The 13,278-nt window shown below is 72.9% G+C and carries 16 protein-coding genes and 1 pseudogene; 14 read left to right on the top strand and 3 right to left on the bottom strand.

The genetic code is table 11. The annotated features are described in order from the left end of the window. Positions 1 to 3 precede the first annotated feature (3 nt). From B1759_RS06210 to B1759_RS06175, 9 genes and pseudogenes are all read left to right on the top strand, one after another. Positions 4 to 606, top strand: a complete 603-nt coding sequence (locus tag B1759_RS06210; protein WP_143537278.1) for a YeeE/YedE thiosulfate transporter family protein — start codon at positions 4 to 6, stop codon at positions 604 to 606. A 113-nt stretch (positions 607 to 719) separates the two neighbouring features. Continuing rightward, on the top strand, positions 720 to 2,183 hold the full coding sequence (locus tag B1759_RS06205) for a rhodanese-like domain-containing protein (RefSeq protein WP_095514153.1): 1,464 nt from the start codon (positions 720 to 722) through the stop codon (positions 2,181 to 2,183). Positions 2,184 to 2,232: 49 nt separating this feature from the next. Continuing rightward, positions 2,233 to 2,451 (top strand): DUF2892 domain-containing protein, encoded by a 219-nt coding sequence (locus B1759_RS06200; protein WP_095514152.1) that lies wholly within the window; start codon positions 2,233 to 2,235, stop codon positions 2,449 to 2,451. Positions 2,452 to 2,456: 5 nt separating this feature from the next. Further along, positions 2,457 to 3,221, top strand: a pseudogene (locus B1759_RS20525) (sulfite exporter TauE/SafE family protein); the annotation flags it as partial. A 27-nt stretch (positions 3,222 to 3,248) separates the two neighbouring features. After that, positions 3,249 to 3,638 (top strand): rhodanese-like domain-containing protein, encoded by a 390-nt coding sequence (locus B1759_RS20520; protein WP_369811368.1) that lies wholly within the window; start codon positions 3,249 to 3,251, stop codon positions 3,636 to 3,638. Positions 3,639 to 3,845: 207 nt separating this feature from the next. Further along, on the top strand, positions 3,846 to 4,196 hold the full coding sequence (locus B1759_RS06190) for a rhodanese-like domain-containing protein (RefSeq protein ID WP_198948767.1): 351 nt from the start codon (positions 3,846 to 3,848) through the stop codon (positions 4,194 to 4,196). Between the two features lie 3 nt (positions 4,197 to 4,199). Continuing rightward, the gene (locus tag B1759_RS06185; protein ID WP_095514150.1) at positions 4,200 to 5,012 is read left to right on the top strand and encodes a sterol desaturase family protein; all 813 of its coding nucleotides are present in this window, start codon (positions 4,200 to 4,202) and stop codon (positions 5,010 to 5,012) included. Continuing rightward, on the top strand, positions 5,009 to 5,581 hold the full coding sequence (locus tag B1759_RS06180; RefSeq protein WP_095514149.1) for a TlpA disulfide reductase family protein: 573 nt from the start codon (positions 5,009 to 5,011) through the stop codon (positions 5,579 to 5,581). The genes B1759_RS06185 and B1759_RS06180 overlap by 4 nt, the downstream gene beginning before the upstream one ends. Before the next feature lie 200 nt (positions 5,582 to 5,781). Next, the gene (locus B1759_RS06175; RefSeq protein ID WP_095514148.1) at positions 5,782 to 5,985 is read left to right on the top strand and encodes a DUF2892 domain-containing protein; all 204 of its coding nucleotides are present in this window, start codon (positions 5,782 to 5,784) and stop codon (positions 5,983 to 5,985) included. Here B1759_RS06175 and B1759_RS06170 read toward each other — a convergent pair. The 3 genes from B1759_RS06170 to B1759_RS06160 are packed head-to-tail and all read right to left on the bottom strand — an operon-like array spanning position 5,982 to position 8,276. Next, complete coding sequence (locus B1759_RS06170) at positions 5,982 to 6,590, bottom strand: cyclopropane-fatty-acyl-phospholipid synthase family protein (protein ID WP_095514147.1); 609 nt, start codon at positions 6,588 to 6,590, stop codon at positions 5,982 to 5,984. The genes B1759_RS06175 and B1759_RS06170 overlap by 4 nt on opposite strands. After that, on the bottom strand, positions 6,583 to 7,476 hold the full coding sequence (locus B1759_RS06165) for a hypothetical protein (RefSeq protein WP_095514146.1): 894 nt from the start codon (positions 7,474 to 7,476) through the stop codon (positions 6,583 to 6,585). The genes B1759_RS06170 and B1759_RS06165 overlap by 8 nt, the downstream gene beginning before the upstream one ends. After that, the gene (locus B1759_RS06160; RefSeq protein ID WP_198948766.1) at positions 7,476 to 8,276 is read right to left on the bottom strand and encodes a GntR family transcriptional regulator; all 801 of its coding nucleotides are present in this window, start codon (positions 8,274 to 8,276) and stop codon (positions 7,476 to 7,478) included. The genes B1759_RS06165 and B1759_RS06160 overlap by 1 nt, the downstream gene beginning before the upstream one ends. Before the next feature lie 206 nt (positions 8,277 to 8,482). On the opposite strand from B1759_RS06160, the gene menB reads away from it, so the two are divergent. From menB to B1759_RS06135, 5 genes are all read left to right on the top strand, one after another. Then, positions 8,483 to 9,379, top strand: coding sequence for a 1,4-dihydroxy-2-naphthoyl-CoA synthase (gene menB / locus B1759_RS06155; RefSeq protein WP_095514145.1), 897 nt, complete (start codon positions 8,483 to 8,485; stop codon positions 9,377 to 9,379). Positions 9,380 to 9,469: 90 nt separating this feature from the next. Next, the gene (locus B1759_RS06150) at positions 9,470 to 9,814 is read left to right on the top strand and encodes a hypothetical protein (protein WP_095514144.1); all 345 of its coding nucleotides are present in this window, start codon (positions 9,470 to 9,472) and stop codon (positions 9,812 to 9,814) included. Then, positions 9,802 to 10,755, top strand: coding sequence for a 1,4-dihydroxy-2-naphthoate polyprenyltransferase (locus tag B1759_RS06145; protein WP_095514143.1), 954 nt, complete (start codon positions 9,802 to 9,804; stop codon positions 10,753 to 10,755). Before B1759_RS06150 ends, B1759_RS06145 begins: the two co-directional genes overlap by 13 nt. After that, positions 10,752 to 11,873, top strand: a complete 1,122-nt coding sequence (gene menC / locus B1759_RS06140; RefSeq protein ID WP_158225146.1) for an o-succinylbenzoate synthase — start codon at positions 10,752 to 10,754, stop codon at positions 11,871 to 11,873. Before B1759_RS06145 ends, menC begins: the two co-directional genes overlap by 4 nt. After that, on the top strand, positions 11,870 to 13,249 hold the full coding sequence (locus tag B1759_RS06135) for an AMP-binding protein (protein WP_158225145.1): 1,380 nt from the start codon (positions 11,870 to 11,872) through the stop codon (positions 13,247 to 13,249). Before menC ends, B1759_RS06135 begins: the two co-directional genes overlap by 4 nt. Positions 13,250 to 13,278: the final 29 nt, after the last annotated feature.

Genomic DNA, 13,278 nt, shown 5'->3' with positions numbered 1-13,278 from the left:
CCCATGAGTACGCACGCTCCCCGACCGACCGAGGCGGACCGTTCCGCCGCGCCACCTCCGCTGTCGGACTACGTCATCACCGCGCCGCCGCACGTCGACCTTCCGGACGAGTGCGTCGACGTGGAGCAGGTCCCGGCCGGCCTTCGAGACCGCGCGCTCGCCGAGGGCAACGCGCCGCTCGCGCTTGTGATCTACGGGCTGATGGGCGCCGGCCTCGGGCTCGTGTTCACCAAGAGCCAGGTGATCTCGTGGTTTCGCATCTACGAGATGTTCCGCTTCGAGTCGTTCCACATGTTCGGCATCATCGGCTCGGCGGTGGCCACGGCGGCGCTGTCGCTCTGGGTGATCCGGCGCCTCGGCCTGACGACGGTCCACGGCGAGCCGATCGAACTGTCCCCAAAGCAGTGGGGCACGTCCCGGGTGCCCGGCGCGCGCTACTGGATGGGCGGCATCACCTTCGGGCTCGGCTGGGCCCTCCTGGGTGCGTGCCCGGGGCCGCTCGTGGCGCTGCTCGGCGGCGGGATCTCGGTGATGGCTGCGGCGCTCGTGGCCGCCCTCGGTGGCACGTGGACCTACGCCCTCCTCCGCGACCACCTTCCGCACTGACGCCCCCGCACGCCTGACGGGGATCGCCCTGCAGACGTCGCCGCCCGTCGGAATCAGCTTGTCATAACACTGTATACTCGGTCGTCGTCCGACGGCCTCAGCCTCTCCTCCCCATGCTGTTTCGCCAGTACACCGACCCCAAGCTCGCCCAGTACGCCTACCTCGTCGGCTGCCAGAAGACGGGCGAGGCCCTGATCATCGACCCGCTCCGCGACATCGACCAGTACCTCGCCGCCGCGGCGCGCGAGGGGCTCACCATCACGGCGGTCGCCGAGACGCACATCCACGCTGACTTCCTGTCGGGCGCCCGCGAGTTCGCCGACCGGCACGGCGTGCATCTGTACCTCTCCGCTGAGGGCGACGAGGCCGGCTGGCCGTCCGCCTGGGCCCAGGGGGGAGACTACGACGTGACGTTCCTGCGCGACGGCGACACGTTCGCGGTCGGCAACATCGACGTGACCGCGGTCCACACGCCGGGCCACACGCCCGAGCACCTGAGCTATGTCGTCGTGGACCGCGGATCGGGCGCGATCACGCCCATCGGCGTCGCGACGGGCGACTTCGTGTTCGTCGGCGACCTCGGCCGCCCGGACCTGCTGGAGCAGGCCGCCGGGATGCATGGCGTCCAGGAGGACGCCGCGCGGACGCTCTTCCACTCGCTGCCCACCTTCCGCGCGCTGCCGGACTACGTCCAGGTGTGGCCTGCGCACGGCGCCGGCTCGGCGTGCGGCAAGGCGCTCGGCGCCGTCCCGACGACGACCGTCGGCTACGAGAAGCTCTACAACGCCTCGCTCGCCGCCGCGGATGGAGGAGAGGACGCCTTCGTCGAGGCCATCCTGGACGGCCAGCCGGAGCCCCAGATGTACTTCGCGCGGATGAAGCGCGACAACCGGGACGGCGTCCCGCTCCTCGGCGCTCTGCCGACGCCGCAGGCGCTCACTGCCCGCGGGCTGGCCGAGGCGGCCGAGGACGCGAAGACCCTGATCGTGGACACCCGCCTCGACCGCTCGGCCTTCATGGCGACGCACGTCCCCGGGGCGCTCTACGCGCCGATGAACAAGAGCTTCAGCGCCGTCGTGGGCTCGCTCATGACGGACGAGACGACCCCGATCGTGCTCCTCACGGAGGCGGCCGATGTCGAGACGGCCGTCCGCGACCTCGTCCGCATCGGCTACGACAACGTCGTCGGCTACGCGACCCCGGACACGCTGGAGCGCTACGTCGAAGACGGCGGCCCGACGGCGTCCATCCCCGAGATCACGTTCGAGGACGTGGCGCGACGGAAGGACGAGAGCGGCGTGGTGGTGGTGGACGTGCGCTACGCGAGTGAGGCCGCCTCGGGGCACGTGCCGGGAGCCGTCAACGCGTCGTACACGCGCCTGCCGGCGTACCTGGCCGAGCGGATCCCGGAGGGCAAGACGTTGCTGGTCCACTGCGCCTCGGGCGCGCGGGCGGCCGCCGCGAGTGCCTTCCTCGTCCGCGAAGGCTACGACGTGCGCTACGTCAACGGGGCGTTCGGTGCCTACGCGGAGGCGCACGCCGTCGAGACCGGCACCGCCGTTTCGGCCGCGGCGTGACCGCCTGGGCCTCCGCCTCGCGTAGGCAGGGCACCTCTTCCTGCTCGTCATGATCGATGCCTTCCTCCGCTTCATCGGCTCCGACATGGGCCGCCTCGCCCGGGTCGCCGTCGGGGCGAGCCTCCTCACCTGGGGCCTCATGTCCTTCGGGACCTGGCCGGGCCGCGTGGGTGCGGTGCTCGCGCTGGCCCCTCTCCTGACCGGATTCAGCAACCGCTGCATTCTCCCGCCCCCCTCCGACGCCCGCGCGCCGCGCGAGCCGTCCTGACCTCCATGCTCTACGCCCTCCTCGGCGCCGTCGCCATCGGCCTCGTCCTCGGCCTCCTCGGCTCCGGCGGCTCCATCCTCACCGTTCCGGTGCTCGTGTACCTCGCGGGGCAGCCCGACAAGGTGGCCATCGCCGAGAGCCTCGCCATCGTCGGCGCCATCGCCGCCGTCGGCGCCGTGCCGTATGCGCGCCAGAAGCTGGTCGACTGGCACTCGGTGCTCTACTTCGGCGTGCCCGGCATCGTCGGGACCTACGGCGGGGCCGCGCTCGCGAAGTGGATCCCCGGCGCAGTCCAACTCGCGCTCTTCGCCGTCGTGATGATCCTGGCCGCCGGGCTCATGTTCCGCGGCCGGAAGGAGGTGCCGGAGGGTGAGGAGCGGGAGCGCCAGCCGCTCTGGCTGATCGGCATCGAGGGCCTCCTCGTCGGCGTTCTCACCGGCCTCGTGGGCGTCGGCGGCGGCTTCCTGATCGTGCCTGCGCTCGTGCTCCTGGGCGGGCTGTCGATGCGGCTGGCGGTGGGCACGAGCCTGCTCATCATCGCGGCCAAGAGCGCGGCGGGCTTCTTCAAGTACACCGACGTGCTCGCCGAGACGGGCCAGCACGTGGACTGGCAGCTCATCGGCCTCTTCGCAGCCATCGGCATCGCGGGGTCGTTCGTGGGCAACGCGCTCAGCCAGCGGGTGCCGCAGGGGCAGCTCAAGCGCGGCTTCGCGGTCTTCCTCGTGGTCATGGGCGTGTTCATCCTCGGCAAGGAGGGCCCGGCGGCGCTCGGGATCGAGGACGCGCAGGCGGCCCCCATGTCCGCTGGGGCCGTCGTCGCGGCACCGGGCGCCATCGCGAGCGACACCGTGGAGGTGCGGCGCCTGTCGCCTGCCGAGACGGCCGCCTACCTCGACGCGACGCCCGAGGCGGTGGTGGTGGACGTGCGCACGCCCGCCGAGGTCGCCGCCTCCGGGCGCCTCGCAGGGGCGCTCGTGCTGGACGTGAACGCGCCCGACTTCGAGGCACGGGCACAGGCGGCGCTCGACGTCGACCGGCCGATGGTCCTCTACTGCCGCTCGGGCGCTCGTGCCGGGCAGGCTGCCCAGCGCCTCGCCCGTCTCGGGTTCTCCCGCCTCTTCAACGCCGGTGGCTTCGACGCCCTCGCCGCCGTCGGGCTCGCCACCGAGCCTCCCTCCCACGACTGACCCTCTGGCCCTCACGCCAGAGGACGACGCGCTCCACCCGCCGGTGACGACCTGAGGCCTCGGCCTGGCAGGCGATCTTCGGGTCGCCGACCGGCACCCCGCGCGCGCCCTGCTCGACCTCCTGAAGTCCCCGGCCGAGCCGGTCGCTCTCTCCGCGCGCCCTGTCCGCTCTTCTTCTCCGTCTCTCACTCGCTGTCTGCTGCCCCCATGTCGTTCCTCTCCCGCCTCCTCAATCCGACCCCCGACGGCACCTCGATGTCCGCCGCCGACTTCGTCGCTCAGGGCGACTCCGAAGCCCCAGTGCTCGACGTCCGCACGCCGGGCGAGTTCGCGTCCGGCCACCTCGCAGGCGCCGTCAACGTGGACGTGATGTCGCCGACGTTCCAGAGTCAGGTCGCGGCCCTCGACCTGCCCGCCGACGGACCGGTGTACCTCTACTGTCGGTCCGGCAACCGGTCCGGCCAGGCCACCAAGGCGCTCCGCCAGATGGGACACGCGGGCGCCGTCAACATCGGCGGCATCGGCGGGCTGGTGTCGGCCGGAGCCAAGACGGCATAGCCCATGCCCGCGCTGCTCGATCTGCTTCAGGCCACCCAGGCGAGCGCGGCGCTCGTGGGGCTGGTGGTGTTGCTGCTGCTCGAAGGCGCCCACCCGTTCTTCCGGGAGCGGACGGAGCGGGGGCGTCACCTGCTGCGCAACCTCGTCCTGGGCGCGGTCAACAGCGTGCTCGTGGCCGTCGTGTTCGCAAGTCTGTGGGTGGCCGCGGCGTCCTACGCCGAGGCGCGCGGGCTCGGCCTGCTCCGCCTCGGCGACCTCCAGGGCTGGGCGCATGCCGGGCTGGCGGTGCTCCTGCTGGACGCGTGGACGTACGCGTGGCACCGGATGAACCACCGCGTGCCGTTCCTGTGGCGCTTCCACCGCGTCCATCACTCCGACGCCCAGATGGACGTGACGACGGCGAGCCGCTTCCACACGGGCGAGATCGTGCTGTCGTCGCTCCTCCGGATCCCGCTCATCGTGGTGCTCGGGGTGACGGCGTGGGAACTGGTGCTGTACGAAACGCTGATGTTCGCCGTCGTCCAGTTCCACCATGCCAACATCGCGCTGCCGTCGCGCCTCGAGGCGATCGTCAGCAAGGTCATCGTGACGCCCGCGATGCACAAGGTCCACCACAGCCGGTGGCAGCCGGAGACAGACTCGAACTACTCGGCGATGCTCTCGGTGTGGGACCGCCTGTTCGGCTCGTTCCGGCGCCGCGAGGCGCTGCACGAGGTGGAACTCGGGCTCACCGGATTCGACGGCCCCGCCCATCAGTCGGTCGCGGGGATGCTGCGCACGCCGTTCGAGGCGGGCGTATCCCGGGACAGCCCATGAGCCCCCCTGCCGATCGCTGGCGCACCCGCTGGGCGTCCCCTGGGGGGCAACGCTGGCGCTCCATCGCCTACTGGGTGGCCCTGGCGGCGCTGATCGGCGTGGTCGTGTGGCGCTACACGCCGGACTATCGGCTGCCCGACCTCGGCCCGGCGCCCGCCCTCGTGGCCGACGACCTCGATGGCCGGACCGTCCGCCTCGGTGACTTCGCCGGGCAGGTCGTGGTGGTGAACGTGTGGGCGACCTGGTGCCCGCCGTGCGTGGTCGAGACGCCGGGCTTCGTCGACCTCGCGTCCGAGTTCGCGGGCGACGTCCAGTTCCTCGGCGTCTCCGTGGACGAGGACCCGGGCGCCGTCGCCCCGTTCGCGGCGCGCTACGGCGTGACGTACCCGCTGCTCCTGGCTGCGACCGTCCGCGGGGAACAGATCGACGCGCCCGTGCTGCCGACGACGCTGGTGATCGACCGCGCCGGGCGAGTCCGGATGCGGCACGAGGGGTTGCTGCTGGAGCCGGCATTGCGGCCCGTTCTGAAGCGGCTGGCGCGGGAGCGCGGTGGACTCCCACTCCGGTAGCTCTGCCTCCGGCTGGACGGGAGCGGCCAGGGGGCGGGCAGGCGCGAGCCGACACGGGCGCCTCCCGGCAGCCGAGCGCCCGCCTCGGCGAGACGACCGAGGGGGAGGGTGTAGAGGATTCCCCGTCGGCGCGACGCTCCGATGCCGCCGGGCGCGCGAGAGGCTGCGGCGTATGCTGCCGTCCACCCACCCCGTCTGTCATGGTCAAGAACATGGGCTCCCTGGACCGCGGCCTCCGCGTCGCCGTCGCCGTCCTGATCGCCATCCTCTACGTCACCGGCGTGCTGAGTGGCACCGTCGCCCTCGTCCTCGGCGTGCTCGCGGTCATCTTCATCGCGACGAGCTTCATCGGGACCTGCCCGCTGTACCTGCCGTTCGGGCTCTCGACCCGACGCTCGCGCTAGCTCGCCTCTGGCCGCTTCCAGATCAGCCGGACCACCGCGCCCGGTCCCTGGTGCCCCGACCCCTCGTCGAGGTCCACATCTGCCTCCTCCAGCATCGAGATGCCGGTCTCTGGGAACGCGTCGGCCAGCTCGGCGCGGGTCGGCATCCAGGCGGCGTCGGGCGGGCCGCCGTGCCAGCCGCGGGCGCGCTGCTCGGGACGGTACCACTCGGCGAGGACGAGGCCGCCGGGGCGGACGCTCTGCTGGAGGCAACGGTACAGCGCCGGGCGGTCGGCGGGAGCGAGGTGGAGGAACGTCGTGACGGCGGCGTCCCAGACGCGGCCGGGCGCCCACGTCGTCACGTCGGCCACGACCGTCTCGACGGCGTCGCCGCCGGGCAGGCGGGCGATCTTGGCGAGGCCTTCCGCGGACGCGTCCACCGCCGTCACGGTGTAGCCCCGATGCGACAGGAAGGCTGCGTTCCGCCCCTCGCCCGCGCCCACCTCGACGACGGCCGCGCCAGCCTCGATCCGGTCGGCGTGCGCGGCCACGAACGCGTTCGGGGCCTCCCCGTAGACCCAGCCCGGCGCAGCGTAGCGAGCGTTCCAGAAGTCGGCGTCAGGCATGGTCCGGGGGGAGAAGGGGCGTCCGGGCGTAGATCCAAGCCAGGGCGAGGACGAACGCGGTCGCGCCGACACCCAGCAGCACGCCGGGCAGGGTCGGCGCGACGAGTGCGAGGCGCAGCACGACCGTCGCCAGCGCGAAGCCCGCGTTGCGGAAGACGACCGCGTAGGTGGACGTGTAGCGGAGCGACACGAGCACCAGCAGCACGTCGGCGAAGATGAGGGCCGTGAAGACGGAGTCGAAGAAGGGGTACGGGTCGGAGCCGCCGAGGTAGCGCCAAGCGTCGTCCAGGCCCGCGACGGCGAGGGCGGCGAGGAGCGCCAGCGCGACGGCCTTTTTGGCGGCCACGAAACGCGCCTGCTCGGCCTCGTCGCTCGTGATGCGGCGGTGCCGCTGGAGGCGGTCGTAGAGGACCACGCCCGCGAACACCGCCAGCGCGCCCGCGCCGTCGGTCAGCGCCTTCAGGATCGATTCCTGGGCGGTGGCCCACACCACGGGCTCGCCGAGGTGGCCGAGCGCCTTGAACGCGTCGCGCAGCAGGATCAGCGAGAACAGCTCGAACTGCTTGCCGACGGACCCCGCCACGGAGTCGGCCAGGGCGAGCACGAGGGCGACCGTCTCGACCAGCAGCAGCGCCGTGAACACGGTCCCCAGCGCGGCGAAGTGGCTCGTCGAGACGTGCTCGGCCAGCCCCTCGGGCAGCCACCCGCGCCGCCGCAGCTCGACGGCCACCAGGGCGCCGACGAAGAGCACCACCAGCAGGTCGGCCGTCCGCCGCCGCGTCCAGGCCGATTCCCACGCGTGCTCGACGCGGTCGAACGCGCGCTCCGCCAGCCCCAGCAGCGGGCCGACGAGATGCCCGACACGGGGCCGACGTCCAGGCTCCATCACTCCGTGGTCTTGAAGACGGGCTCGAACTCGCGGAGCGGCATGCCCTCCTCGCCATCGCCGCCGGGCGCGTCGGTCCGCGCCAACTCCAAGTCAAAGGCCACCCGGTCGGCGCGGTAGTAGCGGCGCTGCGTGTAGACGGCCCGCTCGCCCGCCGTGTAGCTCGTCCGCTCGACGACGAGCAGGGGGGCGCCCTCGGGGATGCCCAGCGGCTCGGCCTCGGCCGCCCCGGCCAGGCCCGCCTCGATGCGGTAGTGGCCGCGGAGGACGGGGATCTGGAAGTCGCGCTCCAGAACCCGGTAGATGGTCTCTGCGGTCAGGTCGTGGCCTTCCAGAAACTGGGCGTAAAACGGCGGCAGCCACGTCCGGTCCAGTGCCACAGGCGCGCCGTCGCCGAGGCGGAGGCGGTCGAGGCGGACCGTCGGCGCTCCGACCTCGATGCCGAGTGCCTCGGCGACCGCGGGCGCCGCCGCCTCGGGCGCCTGGTGGAGCACCCGGCTCGACGCCGTCAGCCCGGCCCGCTCCATGTCCTGCGCGAAGTCGGTCAGCCGGACGAGCCCCTGGGGCAGCGGCGGCGGCGCGACGAACGAGCCCAGCCCCTGGCGGCGGTAGATGCGGCCTTCGTTCTCCAGCGTCGCCAGCGCCCGGCGCACCGTGATGCGGCTCACGCCGGAGAGCTCGCCGAGCTCGGCCTCGCTCGGGAGCTGATCGTGTACCGCCATCTGGCCCGCGCGGATGCGGTCGCGGAGCCAGTCCGAGAGTTGCTCGTGGCGGGGAGCGCCGGGGCGGAACGTGAGCACGGAGGAAAACGGCGGGGGGGAGTGAAGGTAGGTCGCCCCGGGCCCCGCATGCCCGCATCGGAGCGGGTCGGTGAGACAGGCCGAGGCGTACCGCAGAGGCCAGGACGTCGCGGATCCGGCGAAGGCCCGCACGGCGCGACCGCCGCCGGGAGCAATGGCCGGGGCGCCGCGTTGGCTCCGCAAGACTCCCCCGCCCTCTGCGCTCCATGCCGACCCGTCCGCATCACACGACCGACCGCCCCACCGTCACCGGCCCCTTCGAGTGGGTGTCCGTCGGCGACTTTGAGGACATCGTCTACGAGAAGGGGGCGCCCGGGACCGAGACGGCCGGGATCGCCCGCGTCACCATCAACCGCCCGGAGGTCCGCAACGCGTTCCGCCCGACGACGGTGACCGAGATGATCGCCGCCATCGACGACGCCCGCGACGACCCGTCGGTGGGCGTGTTCGTGCTCACTGGGGCGGGCGACAAGGCGTTCTGCTCCGGCGGCGACCAGCGCATCCGCGGCGACCACGGCTACCGCGAGATCACCGACGGCAAGGAGACCGGCACGCAGCGCCTCAACGTGCTCGACTTCCAGACGCGGATCCGCAAGATGCCGAAGCCGGTCATCGCGGCCGTCAACGGCTGGGCGGTCGGCGGCGGGCACGTGCTGCACGTCGTCTGCGACCTCACCATCGCCTCCGACAACGCGCAGTTCATGCAGACCGGCCCCAAGGTGGGGTCGTTCGACGCGGGCTACGGCACGAGCCACCTCGCGCGGATGGTCGGCCAGAAGAAGGCGCGCGAGATCTGGTTCCTGTGCCGCCCGTACTCGGCGCAGGAGGCGCTCGACATGGGCCTCGTCAACACGGTCGTCCCGCTGGCGGAGCTGGAGCGCGAGACGGTCCAGTGGAGCCGCGAGATCCTGGCCAACTCCAACATCGCCATCCGCATGATCAAGGCCGCCGCGAACGCGGACGAGGACGGTGGCGCGGGCCTCCAGGAACTGGCGGGGCACGCGACGATGTTGTTCTACATGACCGAGGAGGGTCAGGAGGGCAAGAACGCTTACCTCGACCGCCGTCCCCCGAACTTCGACGCCGACGGCTATCGGCCGTAGCGCCCTCTGGGCGGGTACGAGGCACACGGTGCGCGGTACGGGTGTCGCCCTGCCGGTGTCGGTGTACCCTGTACCACGTACCCCGTACCCATGCTGAGCATCCCGTTCTCGACCGGCGACGTCCACGGCGGCTTTTCCGAAGGCCGCGGCGCGATCCACGTGGACGGTGACGAACTCGTGATCGAGGTCCAGGTCAAGGTGTTCGGCATGTTCGACCGCGGCGCCCAGACGTTCCGGTTCGAGCTGACCGACCTGGAGGAGGTCCGCCACAAGCGCAACCCATTCCGCGACAAGGTGACCATCCGCACGCGGCCGATGGGGCTCATCGCCGACGTGCCCGGGGCCACCGAGGGCGCGCTGCCGCTCCTGTTCAAGCGCCGCCACCGCGCCCAGGTGGACGCCCTCCTCGACCGCCTCGACTTGTGGCTGACCTGACGCCGACGCCAGCGGGCGCCTCCGCCTCGGTGACCTCGCCGCCCGAGCCGCCGAGGCGGGCGGGGCTGTGGCTGTGGCTGGACGCCGCCCGTCCGAAGACGCTGCCCGCCGCCATCGCGCCGGTGCTGGTCGGCGTGGCGCTGGCCGTCGAGCAAGGCGGGTTCCACGCGCTCGCGGCGGCGTGCGCGCTGCTCGGCGCCGTGCTCATCCAGATCGGGACCAACTTCTCCAACGACGCCGAGGACTTCGTCCGCGGGGCGGACACCGAGGCGCGCAAGGGGCCGCTCCGGGCGACGGCGGCGGGCCTCGTCACGCCCGGCCAGATGCGGACGGCGGCGGCGGTCGCCTTCGGGCTGGCGTTCGCGTCGGGCATCTACCTCATCGTCCGCGGCGGGTGGCCGATCCTGGCGCTCGGGCTGGCGGCCATCGCGAGCGGCTACGCGTACACGAAGGGCCGCTACGCGCTCGCCTACACCGGCCTCGCGGATCTCTTCGTGCTCGTCTTCTTCGGCCCGGTCGCGGTGGCGGGCACGTTCTACGTGCAGGCGCTGGCACTCCCGCTGTGGGTCCCCATCGCAGGCCTGGGGCCGGGCTTCCTCGCGACGGCCATTCTGCTCGCCAACAACGTCCGCGACGTGGAGGAGGATCGGGTGGCGGACAAGCGGACGTTGGTCGTGCGCTTCGGGCGGCCAGCCGGCGTCCGGCTCTACAACGCCTGCATCTCGGGCGCGGTCGTGGTCCCGGCGTCGCTCTACCTCGTCGCCCGCGACCACCCCGGCATCCTCGCCGCGTCGGTGCTGGCGGCGCTTCTCGGCCGTCGGCTGACACGGACGCTCGCGACGGCCACCGCCCCGGCCGTCCTCAACCCGCTGCTGGGCAAGACGGCCGGGCTGCTGTTCCTCTACTCGGTCGTGTTCGCGCTCGGATGGGTGCTCACGTGAGCGGCGTCCCCCTCGTCGGGGCGGACGCGTTTCGGTACCGGCTCCCGCTCGTCGCGCCCCTCGTGCTGCCGTCGGGCACCCACACCGAGCGCGAGGGCATCCTGCTGCGGGTGACGGCGGCCGACGGGACAGAGGGCTGGGGCGAGGCCGCGCCGCTTCCCGGCTACTCGGACGACACGCTCGACGATGTCCTGGCTGAGCTCCCGACCGAGCTTCGCATCTTCCGCGAGCGCGATGCCCGCCTGGACGGCCTGACGCTCTCGTACGAGGGGGGTGTACGCCGTCCGGCCGGACGCGGAGCGCTGCCGCGTCCGCCGTCTCTTCTGTGGGCCGTCACGCAGGCGGTCAGGGACCTCTCCGCCCAGCACCTCGGGTGGTCGCTCGCTCGGGTCTACGGGTGGACCATGCGTCCGGCCGCGACGCGGCACATGTCGACGCTGCCGCTGGTTTCCCTGAATGCGCTGCTTTCGGGGGATGACCCTCTCCCGGCCGCCGGGCGGATCGCGGCCGAGGGCTGGCCCGCCGCCAAGCTCAAGGTCGGCCGACGAGCGCCCGAAGCGGACGCGGCCCTCGTGCGCCAGGTGGCAGGCGTGCTCGGCCCCACCCGGCTTCGCCTCGACGCGAACCGGGCGTGGTCGATGGAGGAGGCCGTCGCCTTCGCCCGTGCTCTGGGCGAGGTCCCGGTCGCGTACGTCGAGGAGCCGCTGGCCGACTGGCGCCGCCTGCCCGACCTCGCCCGCCGCACCGGGCTTCCGTTCGCCCTCGACGAGTCGCTCCGAGAGCTGTCCACCCGTCGGTCGCGGCTCCTCACCGAGGCGGCGGCGTTCGTCGTCAAGCCCACCGTGGTGCTCGCCGATCCGGTCTTCCTTCGGTTCCGTGCAGGGCGGGAGACGCCGGCGGTGGTGAGCAGCACGTTCGAGAGCGGCGTCGGGATGCGCCACCTCGTCGCGCTGGCGGCGGCGCTGGGCGACACGCCCGCCGGGCTCGACACGTACCGCTGGCTCGCCGACGACGTGCTGGAGCGCCCGCTGTCCCTCGCCGGGCCGACGGTCAACGTGGCCGACGTGCTCGCTCCGAACCCCGTCCGCCTCGACCGCCTCACCCGCATCGACCTGTGACGCTCCCCGACCCCGTCCGCCAACACGCCGAGACGCGGCCCGACGCGCCCGCGCTCGTGACGGGCGCCGAGACGTGGACGTGGGCCGACCTCGACACCCGCGTGGGCAGAGCCGCCGCCCGATTGGCGGACGGGCCGGGGCGTGTCGCCGTCCGCGCTGAGACCTCGCCCGACCTCGTCGTGCTCGTGCTGGCCGCCCTCCGCGCCGGGCGCCTCCTCGTCCCGCTCTCCACCCGCTGGACCGACACCGCGGTCGCCGACGCGCTCGGCCGCCTCGGCCTCGACACGGTCCGCGCCGATGCCAAGGTGGCGGGCGTCGAGACGCGTCCGCTGGCGGAGGGGCGCGCGGGCTCCCAGGCACGCGCGCCCGGCCTCCCAGCCATCGCCCTCGACCGGTGGCTTACGGTCGTCCACACGTCCGGGTCGACGGGCACGCCGAAGGCCATCGTCCACTCGGTCGGCAACCACGTGTGGAGCGCGCGAGGCGTGATCGAGGCGCTGGAGGTGACGGACCGAAGCCGGTGGCTGCTGGACCTGCCGCTCTACCACGTCGGCGGGCTGGGCGTGGTGATGCGGTGCGCGCTCGCGGGCGCGACGCTGGCCGCGCCGCCGCGGGCGATGCCGCTCGCCGACCGCGTCGCGACGCTCCGCCCGACCCACGCTTCGTTCGTCGCCACCCAGCTTCGTCGCCTGCTGGACGCGGGGGCCGATCTGTCGTCGCTCCAGGCGGTTCTCCTCGGCGGCAGCGCGATCCCGGCCGACCTCCTCGACCGTGCCACCGAGGCCGGCGTGCCCGTCGTCACGTCGTACGGCATGACGGAGATGACCTCCACCATCACGGCCACGACGCCCCGCACCGGCCGCGCGACGCTGTCCACTTCGGGCCGGGTGCTGCCCTACCGCGCCCTCCGCATCACCGACGCGGGCGAGATCGAGGTCTCCGGCCCCACGCGGTTCGTCGGGAGGCTCGACCCGGACGCGTTCCGGCCCGCGCCCGAGTGGCACCCCACCGGCGACCTCGGCCACCTCGACGCCGAGGGGCGGCTGGTGGTCACGGGCCGACGCGATCTCCAGTTCGTCTCCGGCGGCGAGAACGTGCGTCCCGAAGCCATCGAGGCGGCGTTGCTGGCGCTCGACGCCGTCGCCGAGGCGGTCGTGGTGCCGGTGCCCGACGCCGAGTTCGGTGCCCGCCCGGCCGCGTTCGTCCGCACCACCCGAGGGGACGCCCCCGACCCGGCGGAACTGGCCGAGGCGCTTCGGCAGACGCTCCCCGGCTTTATGGTGCCCGTCGCCTTCCATGCGTGGGGCGGGGCGGAGGGGATGAAACCGAATCGCCCGGCCCTCACGCGCGATGCGGAGAGCCGGGCGACGGAGTAGAGGGACCCTGACCGTTCGGGTCGTCAGGG

Source organism: Rubrivirga sp. SAORIC476 (assembly GCF_002283555.1).
Classification (GTDB): domain Bacteria; phylum Bacteroidota; class Rhodothermia; order Rhodothermales; family Rubricoccaceae; genus Rubrivirga.
Note: the sequence above shows the minus strand (reverse complement) of the source record. Positions and strands in the feature narration are given on the sequence as shown.